12 protein-coding genes and 2 pseudogenes are annotated in these 15,836 nt (G+C 59.5%); 3 read left to right on the forward strand and 11 right to left on the reverse strand.

The window, feature by feature from the left end; genetic code table 11:
* Positions 1 to 319: 319 nt before the first annotated feature.
* The 4 genes and pseudogenes from dprA to AC0L7L_RS02535 all read right to left on the reverse strand — a co-directional run bounded on the left by dprA (position 320) and on the right by AC0L7L_RS02535 (position 4,371).
* Positions 320 to 1,443 (reverse strand): annotated as a pseudogene (gene dprA / locus AC0L7L_RS02520) (DNA-processing protein DprA).
* A 67-nt stretch (positions 1,444 to 1,510) separates the two neighbouring features.
* The gene (gene plsY / locus AC0L7L_RS02525; protein ID WP_473513743.1) at positions 1,511 to 2,131 is read right to left on the reverse strand and encodes a glycerol-3-phosphate 1-O-acyltransferase PlsY; all 621 of its coding nucleotides are present in this window, start codon (positions 2,129 to 2,131) and stop codon (positions 1,511 to 1,513) included.
* A gap of 12 nt (positions 2,132 to 2,143) precedes the next feature.
* Positions 2,144 to 3,433 (reverse strand): dihydroorotase, encoded by a 1,290-nt coding sequence (locus AC0L7L_RS02530; RefSeq protein WP_272210108.1) that lies wholly within the window; start codon positions 3,431 to 3,433, stop codon positions 2,144 to 2,146.
* Positions 3,430 to 4,371 carry an aspartate carbamoyltransferase catalytic subunit gene (locus tag AC0L7L_RS02535; RefSeq protein WP_473511724.1) on the reverse strand — a complete coding sequence of 314 codons (942 nt, stop codon included), beginning with the start codon at positions 4,369 to 4,371 and terminating at the stop codon, positions 3,430 to 3,432. Before AC0L7L_RS02535 ends, AC0L7L_RS02530 begins: the two co-directional genes overlap by 4 nt.
* Positions 4,372 to 4,520: 149 nt before the next feature.
* Here AC0L7L_RS02535 and AC0L7L_RS02540 point away from each other — a divergent pair.
* Positions 4,521 to 6,168, forward strand: a pseudogene (locus AC0L7L_RS02540) (acyl-CoA dehydrogenase family protein).
* A 144-nt stretch (positions 6,169 to 6,312) separates the two neighbouring features.
* Here AC0L7L_RS02540 and AC0L7L_RS02545 read toward each other — a convergent pair.
* Together AC0L7L_RS02545 and AC0L7L_RS02550 are read right to left on the reverse strand one after the other, a co-directional pair.
* Positions 6,313 to 6,480, reverse strand: coding sequence for a hypothetical protein (locus AC0L7L_RS02545; RefSeq protein WP_272210110.1), 168 nt, complete (start codon positions 6,478 to 6,480; stop codon positions 6,313 to 6,315).
* A gap of 145 nt (positions 6,481 to 6,625) precedes the next feature.
* Positions 6,626 to 6,850: a hypothetical protein gene (locus tag AC0L7L_RS02550; RefSeq protein WP_272210111.1), complete on the reverse strand. Its 225-nt coding sequence runs from the start codon at positions 6,848 to 6,850 to the stop codon at positions 6,626 to 6,628.
* On the opposite strand from AC0L7L_RS02550, the gene AC0L7L_RS02555 reads away from it, so the two are divergent.
* Positions 6,849 to 8,684 carry an aminopeptidase P family protein gene (locus AC0L7L_RS02555; protein WP_473511727.1) on the forward strand — a complete coding sequence of 612 codons (1,836 nt, stop codon included), beginning with the start codon at positions 6,849 to 6,851 and terminating at the stop codon, positions 8,682 to 8,684. The two genes, AC0L7L_RS02550 and AC0L7L_RS02555, sit on opposite strands and share 2 nt — an antisense overlap.
* Here AC0L7L_RS02555 and AC0L7L_RS02560 read toward each other — a convergent pair.
* Both AC0L7L_RS02560 and AC0L7L_RS02565 read right to left on the reverse strand, forming a co-directional pair.
* Complete coding sequence (locus tag AC0L7L_RS02560; RefSeq protein WP_272210113.1) at positions 8,674 to 8,991, reverse strand: AzlD family protein; 318 nt, start codon at positions 8,989 to 8,991, stop codon at positions 8,674 to 8,676. The genes AC0L7L_RS02555 and AC0L7L_RS02560 overlap by 11 nt on opposite strands.
* Positions 8,988 to 9,710: an AzlC family ABC transporter permease gene (locus AC0L7L_RS02565; RefSeq protein WP_473511729.1), complete on the reverse strand. Its 723-nt coding sequence runs from the start codon at positions 9,708 to 9,710 to the stop codon at positions 8,988 to 8,990. Before AC0L7L_RS02565 ends, AC0L7L_RS02560 begins: the two co-directional genes overlap by 4 nt.
* 146 nt (positions 9,711 to 9,856) lie before the next feature.
* On the opposite strand from AC0L7L_RS02565, the gene AC0L7L_RS02570 reads away from it, so the two are divergent.
* On the forward strand, positions 9,857 to 10,093 hold the full coding sequence (locus AC0L7L_RS02570; protein ID WP_272210115.1) for a DUF2164 domain-containing protein: 237 nt from the start codon (positions 9,857 to 9,859) through the stop codon (positions 10,091 to 10,093).
* On the opposite strand, the gene pncA is transcribed toward AC0L7L_RS02570, so the two are convergent.
* From pncA to AC0L7L_RS02585, 3 genes are all read right to left on the reverse strand, one after another.
* Positions 10,090 to 10,722 carry a bifunctional nicotinamidase/pyrazinamidase gene (gene pncA, locus AC0L7L_RS02575; protein WP_473511731.1) on the reverse strand — a complete coding sequence of 211 codons (633 nt, stop codon included), beginning with the start codon at positions 10,720 to 10,722 and terminating at the stop codon, positions 10,090 to 10,092. The two genes, AC0L7L_RS02570 and pncA, sit on opposite strands and share 4 nt — an antisense overlap.
* A gap of 42 nt (positions 10,723 to 10,764) precedes the next feature.
* The gene (locus AC0L7L_RS02580) at positions 10,765 to 13,062 is read right to left on the reverse strand and encodes a sensor domain-containing protein (protein ID WP_473511733.1); all 2,298 of its coding nucleotides are present in this window, start codon (positions 13,060 to 13,062) and stop codon (positions 10,765 to 10,767) included.
* 202 nt (positions 13,063 to 13,264) lie between these two features.
* Complete coding sequence (locus tag AC0L7L_RS02585; RefSeq protein ID WP_473511736.1) at positions 13,265 to 15,712, reverse strand: ATP-dependent helicase; 2,448 nt, start codon at positions 15,710 to 15,712, stop codon at positions 13,265 to 13,267.
* Between the last annotated feature and the right edge of the window lie 124 nt (positions 15,713 to 15,836).

A 15,836-nucleotide genomic window follows, 5' to 3' on the forward strand; every position in this document is an offset into this window, starting at 1 on the left:
AAAAGCCCCGTTAAAAAGGGGAGGATTACCCTCGGCCATCTTGCAGACGAGTGCGGGGTTACCAGCGGTTATACGATCATCAAGGACTATTTCGGGGAACGGGAGCTGCGATATCAGGATGTGTCGGTGCCGCCTCAGGCTTCGCCCGTTCGTTTAAATCCAACAAGCACCTATGCCAGCTGTCATTGAAATCAGGGGTAAACGCGCTTTGCCGATGATGGCCCTCTTGCATCGGTTTGTGTCAGATAAGCTTACATCGTGCTCGCAGTGTTTCCAGTCGTCCGTTCTGCCTATGGTCTGGTCCCGGAGCGTTATGCTGTTACTGCAGTGATATTCGACCGCCGGGATGGCGGACCAGCCGGCCAGCAAGATCGAGTTCCAGCAGGATCATCTGAACCGTCGCTGCACTTACACCTGTAAAGCGGATCAGGTCGTCGGTTTCGCATGGGCTTGGTCCCAGCGCCTGGGCAACGCGGAGACGGTCGTCTTCACCGGGTTCGACAGGCAGCCCTCCCTCCGGTTCTGTTTCCTCACCGGCATTGCCGGACAGGGGGAGTTCCATATTGGCCAGTGGTGCAAGCGCCTCCAGAACGTCTTCGGGTGAGCAGACGATCATGGCGCCCTGCTTGATCAGTCCGTTACAGCCCTGAGCGCGCGGATCGAGCGGGGATCCCGGGACGGCGAGCACAAGTCGCCCGCATTCATTGGCAAGCCGCGCTGTAATGAGAGAGCCGGAGCGCATCGCGGCTTCGACGACGACCACTGCAAGCGCGCATCCGGCGATCAACCTGTTGCGCCGGGGAAATCCCGGGCGCGCGGCTCCCAGCCATAGGGCATCTCGCTGATGGCAACGCCGCCTTCCGCGCAGATCCTGCGGTAAAGCTCTGCATTCTCCGCCGGGTAGACGCGATCAAGCCCACCGGCCAGTGCGGCCAGCGTTCCGTGCTTCAGGCTTGCATGATGGGCCGCAGCGTCAATGCCGCGGGCAAGGCCCGAGGCGACGGTATAGCCTGCGCCTGCTGCCGCAGTGGCAACCATGGCCGCGAACTTTGCACCGGCAACCGAGGCGTTGCGGGCGCCGACGATACCAAGCGTCGGCCGGGTTGCGGTTTCACCGCTGCCGCACATCGCCAGAAGCGGCGGGGCACCGTCGACGGCGCGCAATGCCGGTGGATAATCGGGCTCGCCGATAGCAACGAAACGTCCGCCATTGTCGGCGGCAATTTCCATCTCGCGTTCCGCCTCAACGATGCCGGCCACGCGGATACGTTTCATTGCACCGCCGCGCTTTGCCAGCTCGGGCAGCATTTGGAGTGCGTTTTCGGCACTGCCGCAATGGTTGATGAGTTCGCGGAATGTTGCCGGGCCGACATTGTCGCTTCTGATCAGTCGGAGCCAAGCAATGCGCTGGCTCGTCGAAAGCGATATGCCGGCGGGTCTCAACGGCTGGCTTCCATGTCTCGGCGCAGCGCCACAGCGCTTGCATTGCCGCCGGAAGCCTCTTTATCCGTCACCCCTTGTCTCCGATCCTGCTTTCCGTGCCCGAAATCAGACGCTCGATATTGGTCTTGTGCCGCCACCAGGAAATGATTGTTAAGATCGCCATCACTAATGAAGCTTGCGGTTGACCCATTATCCACAGAGCAACCGGAATGACAAGTGTGGCCACCAGTGCCGACAGTGATGAATAGCGCGAAATACGGGCGACCAGCAGCCAGACGAAAGCGAAGATCAGCACGGCTGCCGGTGCGATGCCGAGCAGCACACCAATATAGGTTGCGACACCCTTGCCGCCCTTGAAGCCGAGCCAGACCGGAAACAGATGGCCGATGAACGCTGCCGCTCCGGCCAGCAGGCCCGCGTTTGGGCCATAGAGTTTGGCACAGATGATTACAGCGAAGGTGGCCTTTAATGCGTCCAGCAGGAGTGTGAGAGCGGCCAGATGACGCTTTCCGGTGCGCAGCACATTGGTCGCGCCGATATTGCCGGAGCCCATCTCGCGGATGTCGCCAAGCCCCGATACCCGGGTGATCAGATAGCCGAAGGGCAGGGAGCCCAGAAGGTAGCCGATACCCAGAACGATCAGTGCTTGCACCGGCGTCAGCCCGAAAGCGAATATATCCCCCACGATCCGTTTCCTCTCTTAGCTCGCCTGATAAACGCATATGCCGGCGACATAGGTGCGCACGGCGCGACCAGAGAAGCGGGCATTTTCAAACGTCGTGTTCTTCGAAAGCGAGACCAGCCGGTCGGGCGTGACGACCCACGGCTCTTCCAGATCGATGAGCGTGATATCGGCCCGGGCGCCGGGCTGAAGCGTGCCTGCGTCGAGGTCGAAGACTTTCGCCGGACGGGTGGACATCGCGTCGATCAGGCGCATCAGCGGCACTTCGTCCGAATGATGCAGGCGAAGTGCTGCCGACAGCATGGTTTCAAGGCCGATGGCCCCGTCCTCGGCGTCGGAGTACGGCAGACGCTTGGTATCGACATCCTGCGGGTCGTGCGACGAGACGATGATATCGATCAGGCCGTTTTTCAGCGCTTCGACCATCTGCAACCGGTCTTCCTCGTGACGCAGCGGTGGTGTCAGCTTGAAGAAGGTGCGGTATTCGCCGATGTCGTTTTCGTTGAGGGTCAAATTGTTGATCGAAATGCCGCTCGAAACCAATGCGCCGCGTTCACCCGCCACACGGATCGCTTCTACGGATTCGGGCACGGAGATCAGGGCTGCATGATAGCGGGCACCGGTGAGTGCTGCGAGCCTCAGATCGCGTTCCAGCGGAATAATCTCTGCCTCGCGCGGAATGCCGGAAAGGCCGAGCCAGCTTGCAAAAAGCCCCTCGTTCATCACGCCGGTCTCGCTCAGATAGCGGTCGCGCGGCTCCAGCGACACCACGGCGTCAAAGGCGCGGGCATAGGTCATCGCCCGGCGCAACACGCGATTATCTGAAAGCGAGTAACGGCCATTGGCGAAGGCCACCGCGCCTTCTCCCTTCAACAGGCCGATCTCGGTCATCTCGAGGCCGGCAAGCCCCTTGGTGAGCGCTGCCGCCGGAAAAATATTGACGACGGCCTTGTCGCGGGCGGTTTTCAGCACGAATTCCAGCAGCGCGACATCATCGATCGGCGGATTGGTGTCGGGCATCATGATAAACGAGGTGATGCCGCCGGCCGCTGCTGCAAGACTTGCCGAGCGGATGGTTTCGGTGTGTTCGGCGCCGGGCTCGCCGACGAACACATGGGCATCGACGAGGCCGGGGGCAGCAATGAGTCCGCCGCAATCGACAATCTCCGCCCCATCGGGTGTGCCCTGATTGGCGGCATTGCTGCCGGCAGCGGAGATACGACCGTTTTCGACGATGATTGTGCCGGTTTCGTCGAGGTCGCGTGAGGGATCGACGATGCGGGCGTTTTTCAGGACAAGCGGTTTCATATGCGCGCACCTCCATTGTCCGAGAGCATGAGCGTTTCCATAACGGCCATGCGCACGGCGACCCCCATTTCCACCTGTTTTTCGATCACGCTCTGCGGGCCATCGGCAACATCGGAGGCGATTTCCACGCCCCGGTTCATCGGCCCCGGATGCATCACCAGTGCGTCGTCCTTGGCGGCCTTGAGTTTTTCGTTGTCGAGGCCCCAGAAGCGGAAATATTCCCGGATAGATGGCACGAAGGCGCCGGACATGCGCTCACGCTGTAGCCTGAGCATCATCACCACGTCGGCACCCTTCAGCCCGTCTTCCATATTGTCGAACACCTCTACGCTCATATCGCGGATGCCGGCGGGCAGCAGCGTTGCCGGTCCGACGACGCGCACACGTGCGCCCATCGTGTTCAGCAAAATGATGTTGGAGCGGGCGACGCGCGAATGCAGGATGTCGCCGCAGATCGCGACCACAATATTGTCGAGCCTGCCCTTCGCCTGACGGATGGTGAGGGCATCGAGCAGCGCCTGAGTCGGATGTTCATGCGCGCCGTCACCGGCGTTGATGACCGAGCATGCAACTTTCTGTGACAAAAGTTCTGCCGCACCGGCGGAGACGTGGCGGATCACCAGCACATCGGGGTGCATGGCATTCAGCGTCATCGCCGTATCGATCAGGGTCTCGCCTTTTTTCACGGATGAATTGCCAACCGACATATTCATCACATCGGCGCCGAGGCGTTTACCGGCAAGCTCGAATGAGGCCTGTGTCCGAGTTGAGGCCTCGAAGAACAGGTTGATCTGAGTGAGCCCGCGCAACACGCTGTTTTTCTTTTCGCGTGAACGATTGAATGTTATGGCCTCTTCGGCCTTGTCGAGAAGTGTCCCGATATCAACGGGCGAAAGGCCCTTGATGCCGATCAGGTGGCGGTGGGGAAAGAAGACCATTGAGCTTTCCTCCATATGAGGCCGTGCGGTCTATCGCTTGAAGTCCTGCGGTCTATACTGGCTCACCGGCTTTGCTGCAAGCTTTGACAGATCATATCGAAGCGTGCCAACTCTGTGACCTGTCTTCAAAGAGAAGTGCGTAAACGGCAATGACCGACAATGATGTTTTCCGGACGTTGAACCAGCCGAAGCCCTGGAGCGGGTACAACGCCTTTCATTCCGACCCGCTTTTGGGCGATCTGACCCGCAATCTGGCGCGGCCGCTGCGTGACGAGTTCGACACGATCGGCACGTTTGTGACATCGCCGGAGGCGCAGGAACTGGCGCAAATGGCGAACAACAGTCCGCCGCATCTGAAAACCCATGGCCTTGCCGGTGAGCGCCTGGATGCAGTCAGCTTTCATCCCGCATGGCATGCGCTGTTGCGCCGCTCGATGTCATCGGGCCTGCATTCCTCGCTCTGGGAGCCGCCACGCGATGCCGATCTCGAAATCGAAGGCGCATAAGCTCAGGGCCGTTCGCCTGTTCCTGACGGCCCAACTTGAATGCGGGCACCTCGAGCCGTTGTCGTCGACATCGGCCTCTCTTGCCGTGCTGGCAGCTTCTCCGCCGTTGCGGGATGAATGGGCGCCGAAAATCCTGTCGCGCAAATATGATTCGACCAATCGTGCCCAGTCGCAGAAAAACTCCGCCACCATCGGGCTGGCGATCACCGAAAAACAGGCTGGCAGCGATATGCGCGGGCTCGCCACCAAAGCGGTGCGTGTCAGCGAGGGCGTATATCGCCTGACCGGCCACAAATGGTTCGTGTCGGCGCCGATGAGCGACGCCTTCATCATGCTCGCCGATGTTGATGGTAAGCCCGGCTGCTTTCTGGTGCCGCGCCTTCTGGATGAGGGGCGGACCAATGCGCTGCGCTATCAGCGGCTGAAGGACAAGCTCGGCCTGCGCTCGAATGCGGCAGCCGAGATCGAGTTTTCCGATGCCTTCGGTTTCCTGCTGGGCCCGCCCGACGGGGGCCAGAGGACGATCCTGGACATGCTGACGCTGATGCGTCTGGACAGTGCCGTTATGGCGTCCGGGCTGATGCGCGCCGCTCTTGCCGAAGCGACCCATGCAGCGCGTGGCCGGAAAATTCAGGGGCGCGCACTGGTTGCGCAACCGCTTATGACGCGGGTCCTCGCCGATCTGGCGCTCGATGTGGCTGCTGCCGGAGCGCTGTCCTTCCGGCTCGCCGAAAGCTTCGACCGGGCCCGCGACAGCGCAGAGGAGGCCGCCTATGCCCGGGTGATGACGCCGGTGACCAAATACTGGACAACCAAGATCGCCCCGGCCGTGGTGGCTGAAGCCATGGAAGCCATGGGCGGCAACGGTTTTGTCGAGGAACGTCCGATTGCGCGTCACTACCGGGATGCGCCCGGCCTTGCCCTGCATGACGGTGCGGGCAACATGATGGCGCTGGACCTTCGGCGCGTTGTCGAACACGGCAGCGATCTGTTCGAGGCCGTCTTCCAGGTGATCGCACGGGACCTCGGGGCATCGGGCGCCAAGATTGTCGAATTGCTGAGGGCGGCGATGGCGCTCTGCAAGAGCCATGAAAGTGCCGCGCGGATTTTCATCGAGCAGCTTGCGCTGGCTGCGGGTGCCGCAGAACTTTACCGGCTTGGTGCTGGGCGCATCGCTGATGCCTTCCTTGAGACCCGGCTGGCGGCTGGCTGGCGCTCAACCTACGGCATGCTCGATACCCGTTTTGACGCGAGCTATATTGTCGAGTTGTTGTTTCCGGAGATGGATTAAGCCTCCAACGTTTCGGCAAAAACAAAGGGCCATGCCTTGCGGCATGGCCCTTATTTGCTGACCTGCGGCGTTCCGCGAGCGGGGAGGGCGCTCAAGCAGTTCGCGGGGTCTGCACGGCGCTGAGACGCGCCGAAATCGTCTCGATTAAAACAGCATCGAGGTATTGGAGTTGCGACGCAGGTCAGCGCGCGACTTGCCGATCTTCTTCAGGGATTCGTCATCGAGCTTCAGAAGTTCGGCGTTGACGAAACGGTTGGCCTGGCTTTGACGGGCGTTGGCGATATTCTTGTAAGCGGTGCGGAAGAAACCCATTTTAGTTCTCCTTTTCTGGCGGATCATGTCGGACGGCCATTCCGTCCTTAGATCCATTCTGCTTCGCGGCTATCAGCCCTGATCCTTCTGATCATCACCGGCGCGAAGCCTTCATCAATCAACTGTTTGCAATATAGACTGCGGCTCATGCTTCAGGCAGGTGGGCAGCCGAATGGGAGCTATGCAGAAAACGCATGTGGTTTTGGTTGGTCCGTAAAATACCCGTCACGATGCATGATTTTTGTGCAGCTGTGCCTGAGTTGAGGGCAGGAGCATTCGGCGCCGGGTCCGGAGCGGCAAATGCGGATTGTTGTGATGCCGCATGTTTCGCACTATCGTCGCGCCGGTCAAATTGATTGGTGATTTTCATGTTTCAGTCCTACGACGTTTCCGCCCGCCCGGAGCAGGCCGCACCGCGGCTGAAGGCCCTGCGAGCACTTTTCCCGCCCCTTGGTATCGATGCGGTTCTGGTGCCACGTACCGATGAATATCAGGGAGAATATGTGCCTCCATCTGCCGAACGGCTCGCTTGGCTCACCGGCTTTACCGGCTCTGCCGGGATAGCGCTGGTGATGGCGGAAACTGCGATCGTGTTCGTCGACGGACGCTATACCGCGCAGCTAAAAATGCAGACCGATCCTGCGCTGATCTCTGGCGGCGATCTGGTTGGGTGCCCACCCACTGCATGGCTCACTGAGAATCGTCCCGAAGGCATGCGTCTCGGTGTCGATCCGTGGCTGCATACGCCGAGCGAAGTGGAGCGCCTGAGGGATGCGCTGCGCGAGATCGGCGGCGAACTCGTTCCGCTTGGCGAAAACCCTGTCGATTGCATTTGGGATGACCGGCCCGCATCGCCATCCGCACCGGTCTCGGTTCAGCCGCTGCAATTTGCGGGTGCCCCGGCTACGGAGAAGCTGGCCTTGGTCGCCGAGGCGGTCCGCAAGAAACAGGCGGCGGCGGTGTTGATTGCCGACTCGACCTCGGTTGCCTGGTTGTTCAATATTCGCGGTAATGATGTCGCCCACACCCCTGCACCGCTGTCGCGCGCAATCGTGAAGGCAGATGGCAGTGCAACGCTGTTTCTGGCATCGGAAAAGGTTTCCGGCGAGGCGGAATCACATATTCACACGATCGCCCGGCTTGAAGCGCCTGAAGCCGTTTCAGCGCATCTGGCCGCTCTTGCACGCGAGGGTCACGCAGTCATGCTGGACCGCTCTGCCGTTCCTTATGCCGCCCTCAAGGTCATTGAGGATGCCGGTGGGCGAGCCATCGATGCCGCCGATCCGGTCGTTTCTGCGCGCGCGATCAAAAACACCGCCGAGCAGGCCGGAACGCGCCTTGCGCATGTGCAAGACGGTGCGGCCATGGTGACTTTCCTGAGCTGGCTCGATCACCAGGCCCCCGGAACGGTCAGCGAAATCGAGGCTGCAACGGCGCTGGAGACGGCGCGAGCGTCTGCCGGCGAGCGCATGCAGAACCTGCTGCGCGACATTTCCTTTGACACGATCTCCGGCGCCGGTCCCAATGCGGCGATCATCCACTACCGTGTGACCACCGACACGGATCGCAACCTTCAGGGTGGTGAGATGTATCTGGTCGATTCCGGCGCACAATATCAAAACGGAACGACGGACATTACCCGCACGCTGGCTATCGGTGCGGTAGATGATGAAAAACGACGTTTCTTCACGCTGGTGCTGAAAGGCATGATCGCGCTTTCGACGGCCCGCTTCCCTGCCGGCACGCGCGGTATGGATCTCGACCCGTTGGCCCGCCTCGCTCTCTGGAAGGCGGGTGTCGACTATGCCCATGGCACGGGGCACGGCGTTGGCTCCTACCTCTCAGTTCATGAAGGGCCGCAGCGGCTTTCCCGGCTCGGTTCGCCGGAGCTGAAACCGGGCATGATCCTGTCAAACGAGCCCGGCTATTACCGTCCCGGCGATTTCGGTATCCGCATCGAAAATCTGCTTCTGGTGAAGGAAGCCGAGACGATTGAAGGCGGCGAAATACCGATGCTGGGCTTCGAAACGCTGACATGGTGCCCGATCGATCTTCGGCTGGTCATGCCGGAGTTGCTGACGGATGACGAGCGCGCGTGGCTCGATGCCTACCACACGGAAACGCGCAAAAAGCTGATGCCGCTTATCTCCGATGACTCCGAACGCGCCTGGCTGGAGCAGGCGACGCGACCTGTCAGCCGATGATGAAATAGCGGCAGATCATCACTGTCGACCAACCAACCGCAATCATCGGCAGAGGCGATTCGTAGCGCAGCCCCGTGACAAGGGCTGCCGCAATCGCAAGCTTGCTTTCCCATCCGCCGGCATAAAAGGCCGGTGCCACCAGCGTGGTCAGCACGGCCGCAGGAATGGCGTTGAGCGCAGCCTCGGCGCGCGGCGGAATATCGGAGACCACGGACAGCAAAAGGTAGCCTGCGATACGCGTCATATAGGTCGCAACAGCGGCGCCCAGGATCACGAGGATCATGTGCTCATTGGTAAAATCGCTCACTGTGCCGTCTCCTTTTTTGCGCCCGGTGGCAGGATCGCGGCCAGCAGAATGCCGGCAACCGCGCCGATGCTGACATGCCAGGGCGAACCGACAATGGCATAGGCCAGAATCGAGCCGAGCGCGCTGACCGCAACAACCGGTAGATAGTTCGGTCGCTTTCTGAAGCCCATCACGAGGCTGAGGAAATAGATCGGCAGCAGGACGTCGAGACCAAGCGCTTCCGGGTTCTTGATGAAACCGCCCAGGGTCGCACCGATCAGAGTCATGATATTCCAGAGAATATAGAGAACGAGGCCGGCACCCAGATACCAGGAGAAGGTGACACCTTGTTCCTTCTCGTGGCGCTTGAGCGCCTCCGCGAATTGCGGATCGGTCATCAGGAAAAAGGCGATCATCTTCTTCGGCAGCGGAAAGTGCGAAATCACCGGCGTCAGCGCCGCCGAATAGAGCACATGGCGGAAATTGACCGCGACAATCGAGACGATGATCAGCCAGGGTGCGACCCGCTGTCCGAACAGCTCTACACCGACGAGCTGGCTGGCACCGGCAAAGATGGTGATGCTCATCAGCGCGGTTTCAAAAACACTCTGGCCATCGGCGACGGAAACCGCGCCGAACAGCATGCCGAAAGGGGCCGCCGAAAGGGCGGGTACAAAGCCGGATCGAAGGCCGCTCGTAAACTCCGTGGTCTCTGACAAGTGGAAAAATCTCCTGGTCATGGGGCGGCAGTTCGTGCGGTATCCCGAATACCGAAGCGGCCAAGAAGAGGCAAGCTAAGTGGTGTTTTACCCGTTTACCGTCTTTCACATCCGTGCACAAATGAGAGGAATTGATAGTGTGATCAATCGAGAGGAAACACATCAGGATGATCAAGCTCAATGCCCGGGAAAAGGCCGCTCTGTCCGAACGGCTGCAGGACTATTGCGCAGAAGAGTTCGACTGCGAGATCGGCAGTCTGCAGTCCGAACTCTTCGCCGAAGTCATCGCACGTGAATTCGCGCCGGTCTTTTACAACAGCGGTCTCAAAGACGCAGAGGCCCTGTTGATGAAACGCATGGAAACCTTCGGCGACGAAATCGCTGCACTGGAAATGCCGGCTTAATCTGCTCTGCGGTCGCCGGTGGCAACATCGATAATGTCCACGCCGGCCTCGCGCATTTCAGCAAGCGCCTGCTCGACGCCTTCCTCGCTTATGCCCCGGCAACCCTCAAGGATCAGGCGGACCCTGACACCGGGCATCATTTCACGGGCATCGAGAGCTGTGAATTTGACGCAGAAATCGAGGGCAAGGCCGGCAATGTCGAGCGTGGTGACGTTGTTTTCCCTCAAATAGACGTCAAGGCCGGTAGCGGCGTGGTGGTCATTGTCCCGAAACGCCGAATAGGAATCGATGTTCGGGTTCTCACCTTTGCGCTGCACGAAGTCGAGCGCAGCGAGGTTGAGTTCCGGATGCAACGCGGCGTCATCGGTGTTCTGCACGCAGTGATCCGGCCACATCATCTGTGGCTTTCCGGAAAGTTCGCCCATTTCGAAAGGCTTTGCTCCCGGGTGGGCGGAGGCGAACGAACCGTGGCCTTCTGGGTGCCAGTCCTGCGAGGCTACAATGATATCGTACCCGCCGCCCTCAATAAGCCGGTTGGCGATCGGCACCACGGCGTCGCCATCGGCAACCGCGAGGTTGCCGCCCGGGCAGAATCCATTTTGGATATCAACAAGCAAAAGGGCCTTCATGACACTTCTCCGATAGAACAAGACAATGAAAGAGGAACGCGGTCACTTTGAAGATTGCAGGTAATGTTCGCAGGGCCTGGGCGGGCTGAACAGGAAGCCCTGGAGACCCTCGCAGCCTTGCATACGGAGCCAGGTCTCCTGTTCGCGGGTCTCAACCCCCTCGGCAACGATGGAAATGCCGAGATGATGGGCCATGGTAATGATCAGCGCGACTAATGATGTGTCACTGCTGTCATGCGGGACGCCGGCAATGAAGGTCTTGTCGATCTTCAACTCGTCCAGGGGAAGCTGTTTGAGGTAGACGAGCGCAGAGTAGCCGGTGCCAAAATCGTCGATCGAAAGCCTGATTTTGAGGTCACGGATCTTTTTCAACTGCGAGAGTGCCAGATCGAAATTCACGATCATCAGACTTTCGGTCATTTCGAGCGTCAGTCGCTCCGGCTCGAACGGGTAGCGCGCAAGAAGGTCGGCAAGGTCGGTCACGAACCTTTCCCGCAGAAACTGGCGTACAGAGACGTTGACTGCCAGGTGCAGGTCTTGGTTTTGGGCGAGCATCTTGCAGGCCTGCTCAAGAACCCACGCTCCGATCGGAACGATAAGTCCCGTCGTTTCGGCGACATCGATGAAACTGCCCGGTCCGACAATGCCACGTTCGGGATGGTTGAGGCGGAGGAGAACCTCAAAGTGCCGCCCGGTCGCACCCTCAATGATCTTGGGTTGCAGGAAGAGGCTGAAACCGTCGTTCTGAAGCGCCTTTTCCAGTTCGCTTTCCACATTGAACCTGGACACGATATCCGACACCATCTCGGTGTGGAACCAGGTGATGCTTCCACGTCCTTTCGATTTCGCGTTGTGCATGGCGAGATCGGCGCGCCGAAGCTCTTCGTCTGCGCTTTCGGCACCGGGCTGGACAAGCACCACGCCGGCGCTTGCACTCGGGGTGATCTGGTTGCCGCTGATAAAGGTCCGGCGCGAGAGGGTTTCGTGAAATTCCTCGATTTTTTTGTGGGCCAGCGCGCGTGCGGCATTCTCGTCTGTGCCGAGCGCTGTCAGCAGCACGACGAATTCGTCGCTGGAAACGCGTGCAGTGAAACTGCCCCGGTCGAGCTTGCTGTTCATTCGTGCTGCGGTGATGCGCAGTAAAGCATCGCCGATTGCATGACCGAAGATGGAATTCACGGCTGCGAAATTATCGAGATCGAAAATCGCAATCGCCATATACTGCTTGTCCACCCGGTGGGTTGCCAGAAATCCGAAAAGGACTTCCTGTGCCTTGGCGCGGTTGGCCAGTTTCGTCAGCGGGTCGTAATAGGCCAGCGCTTCGATACGGGCCTCGGTGCGCCGGCGTTCGGTGACGTCGCGCCAGACGCTGACGGAACCGAGACGTTCTCCGCGGGCATCGATGACGGGTGCCTTGATCATCTCGAGCGTGTATTTCCGGCCAGCCGAATTGGTGACCTCGCCCTGATTGACCAGCTTGCCCTGATTGTTGACGTCGCTGAATACCTGCTGAATCAGCAGTGCGTCACTGCTCTGGCCGAAAATCTCCTTGTCGGTTTTGCCGACGATCATCTCCACAGGCATGCCCACGAATTCGGCCGCCGCCTCGTTGCAGGCCTCGAGCTTGCCGTTTGGACGCTTGAAGTAGATCTGGTCGGGGATTGCATCGATCACGACCCGCAAGAGAAGGTGCTGTCTGCCAAGCTCCCGAACAAGCCTGCGTCTGCGGGTAAGGACGATGGCGAGCATGATGACAATGCAGGAGAGCACCGCGACTGCGGAAATGAGCGTCAGGTTCAACAGACCATCGGTTTGCCGCAGTTCTGCCGTCGTCTGGCGCACAGCATCCTCGAGGTTCGATGAATAATTGGCCAGCGGCTCGTTACCGGTGTTCAGATCGCCCGCTTCAGAGATGACTGAAAGAAGGATTGTCCTTTCCTGCTGGATGACCGGCCAGGAGAAAACCCGCACCGTGTGTACCGAGCCGTCCTTGAAGCGGTGGGGGAATAGGAAATAGTGTCGTCGGCCGTTTCGCGCTTCGTCAATCTGAAGTCGGATTTTCTCTTTCGACATCTGGTTCAGGTCGGCAAGGAAAAGTTTGCGGAATTCATTCGCGGTCCAGCCATAGAGCGATTGGGCGGCGTGGTTGGCTGCGATGATCTTACCATTGAGCGGCTCGATCAGTATCATCGCAACCGGGCTGCTCTTGAACAGGTCGAGCGGGAGCAGGGATTGCGATTGAGCAAACGCTGACCCAGAAATCCCAAAAACGATAGCCGCACAGAAAACACCAGCTACACGCTTGCCGAGCCATCGCGTCTTTCGGGTTGCCGTCTGCATATTGTGGAGAGACCTTATGCGTTTTAATAAAATAGCATGGTGCTAATAATACCGTTGAGCGCGCAAGCGAAACACGGTCATTATGTAAGCTAAAACTAAATAACGATAGGTTAAATAACTAAAATTATGTCCGAACTTTTTGCACCTTGGCGAGCAAGGTGCGCGGTGGCCCGGCAACTTCGCCGAAACGGTTCATGCGCCGTCATGCCGGCTGAACGAAACCGTCCAGAACACGTTTCTGACCTGCTTTGTCGAATTCGATTGTCAGCTTGTTGCCCTCGATCGCCGTGACGTTTCCATTGCCGAATTTCAGATGAAACACGCGATCGCCCACCGAGAACCGCGACGGCTTTTCCTCGCTGCTGCGGGCAACGAGTTCGCCTTCTATCGTCCGTCCCCTAGGGCCGCTTTCACCATAACCGATGCGCTCGACCGCGTGGCCAGATCGTGTGCCCCAGTTATCCCGTGTCGCATCGGTGCGGTTTTCCTGGGCACGTTTCCAGCCGGGCGTCGCATAGGTATTGGAGAACGGTGCGGCCCGGTCGAAGCGCGATTGCCCGTAGCCGCCATAAGAGACCTCGGTCTCGCCGACTTCCACATGCTCCTCCGGTAACTCATCGAGAAAACGCGAGGGCATGGTCGACTGCCAGAGGCCATGAATGCGCCGGTTGGAGACGAACCATATGTGGCAGTTGCGCTTGGCGCGCGTCAGGCCGACATAGGCAAGGCGGCGCTCTTCCTCCAGTCCGGCGCGGCCGCTTTCGTCAAGCGCGCGCTGGTGGGGGAAAAGACCCTCTTCCCAGCCCGGCAGGAACACAGTCTTGAATTCCAGGCCCTTGGCGGAATGCAGCGTCATGATTGAGACGGCATCCATATCCTCATTCTTGTCGACGTCCATCACCAGCGACACATGCTCCAAAAAGCCGCGCATGCTTTCAAAGCCATCCATCGAGCGGATCAGTTCCTTGAGGTTTTCCAGACGCCCCGGCGCCTCGGCGGAGCGGTCGTTCTGCCACATCTCGGTGTAGCCGCTTTCCTCCAGAATGATCTCGGCCAGCTCGGTATGCGGTGTGGTCTCCAGCAGCTCCTGCCACCGCGTGAACTGGCTGACGACGTCGAACAGCGCCTTGCGCGGCTTCGGTTTCAGTTCGTCGGTTTCGATCATCTCGCGGGCTGCCGCGAGCATCGGAATGTCACGGGCGCGGGCGTAATCATGGACCTTGCGCACACTGGCGTCACCGAGACCGCGCTTCGGGGTGTTGATGATCCGCTCCAGCGCCAGATCGTCGGCCGGCTGGCAGGTCAGGCGGAAAAACGCCATCGCGTCGCGAATTTCGAGCCGTTCGTAAAAGCGCGGGCCGCCTATGACCCGATAATTGAGGCCAAGGGTGACGAAGCGGTCTTCAAACTCGCGCATCTGAAAGGACGCACGCACCAGAATGGCCATATCGTTGAGAAGCTCGCCATTGCGCTGCAACTGCTCGATCTCTTCGCCGATAGCGCGGGCTTCCTCTTCGGAGTCCCAGGCCGCATGGACCTGAACCTTGCTGTCATCAGGGTCGGAGCGTTCAGTGAACAGCGTCTTGCCAAGGCGCCCCTCATTATGGGCAATGAGATTGCCGGCCGCCCCGAGAATATGGGCTGTGGAGCGGTAATTGCGCTCCAGCCGGACGACCTTTGCTCCGCGGAAATCCTTTTCGAACCGAAGGATGTTGTCGACCTCTGCGCCGCGCCAGCCATAGATCGACTGATCGTCGTCGCCGACACAGCAGATGTTGACCGGACCGTCGTCTTCGCCCGGCCGCTGGGCCAGCAGCCGCAGCCACATATATTGCGCGGTGTTGGTGTCCTGATATTCGTCCACCAGAATATAGCGGAAGCGGCGATGGTATTCTTTCAGGATATCCGGGTTTTCGCGGAAAAGCCGGATCGGATGCAGCAACAAGTCGCCGAAATCGCAGGCGTTCAGTGTCTTCAGCCGATCCTGATAAGCCTGGTAGAGTTGGCGGCCGCGGCCATTGGCAAAGGCACGGGCATCGCCTTCGGGGATCAGCTCCGGCGTCAGCCCCTTGTTCTTCCAGCCGTCGATCATCGCGGAGAACTGACGGGCCGGCCAGCGCTTGTCGTCAAGCCCATCGGCCTGAATGAGCTGCTTGATCAGACGGATAACATCGTCGGTGTCCAGAATGGTGAAATCGGAGCGCAGGCCGACAAGTTCGGCATGGCGGCGCAAAAGCTTGACGCCGATGGAATGGAAGGTGCCAAGCCAGGGCATGCCTTCAACCGCACCGCCGACGAGAACACCGATGCGCTCCTTCATCTCCCGCGCGGCCTTGTTGGTGAAGGTCACCGCGAGGATCTGGCTCGGCCATGCCCGGCCGGATCCGAGGATATGTGCGATACGGGTGGTCAGAACCCGTGTCTTGCCCGTTCCCGCTCCCGCCAGCACCAGAAGCGGTCCTTCGATGGTTTCGACCGCATCGCGCTGTTCCGGGTTAAGCCCGTTCAGATAGTCCGGTGCGTCGGGCGCGCGCCGCGCCGCCATTGCGCGCGCAGCAAACCCGCTTTGTTGAGTCGGAGCGGAATTATCCGCCGGTTTACGCGGTTCATCGTCATCGAAAAACGGAATGTCGTCTTGGCCCTGATTCATGAAGTCAATCTAGTGGCTCGAAACGCAAAGGTGAAGGCATGCATCGCGTTGAGAACAAAATATGCACAGACGAAGCCTGTTCCATGCCGGGAAGCGGATCAGAGCTTTCTTGGCTATCCAAGAA

The organism is Martelella sp. K41-7 (assembly GCF_055808365.1).

What these genes read in the sequence shown, in the direction of transcription:
- pncA (WP_473511731.1), bottom strand. Translation starts at nt 10,722, where the DNA reads ATGAAGGCCCTTTTGCTTGTTGATATCCAAAATGGATTCTGCCCGGGC.
- AC0L7L_RS02550 (WP_272210111.1), bottom strand. Translation starts at nt 6,850, where the DNA reads ATGAAAATCACCAATCAATTTGACCGGCGCGACGATAGTGCGAAACAT.
- AC0L7L_RS02565 (WP_473511729.1), bottom strand. Translation starts at nt 9,710, where the DNA reads ATGACCAGGAGATTTTTCCACTTGTCAGAGACCACGGAGTTTACGAGC.
- AC0L7L_RS02545 (WP_272210110.1), bottom strand. Translation starts at nt 6,480, where the DNA reads ATGGGTTTCTTCCGCACCGCTTACAAGAATATCGCCAACGCCCGTCAA.
- AC0L7L_RS02570 (WP_272210115.1), top strand. Translation starts at nt 9,857, where the DNA reads ATGATCAAGCTCAATGCCCGGGAAAAGGCCGCTCTGTCCGAACGGCTG.
- AC0L7L_RS02585 (WP_473511736.1), bottom strand. Translation starts at nt 15,712, where the DNA reads ATGAATCAGGGCCAAGACGACATTCCGTTTTTCGATGACGATGAACCG.
- AC0L7L_RS02555 (WP_473511727.1), top strand. Translation starts at nt 6,849, where the DNA reads ATGTTTCAGTCCTACGACGTTTCCGCCCGCCCGGAGCAGGCCGCACCG.
- AC0L7L_RS02535 (WP_473511724.1), bottom strand. Translation starts at nt 4,371, where the DNA reads ATGGTCTTCTTTCCCCACCGCCACCTGATCGGCATCAAGGGCCTTTCG.
- AC0L7L_RS02530 (WP_272210108.1), bottom strand. Translation starts at nt 3,433, where the DNA reads ATGAAACCGCTTGTCCTGAAAAACGCCCGCATCGTCGATCCCTCACGC.
- AC0L7L_RS02580 (WP_473511733.1), bottom strand. Translation starts at nt 13,062, where the DNA reads ATGCAGACGGCAACCCGAAAGACGCGATGGCTCGGCAAGCGTGTAGCT.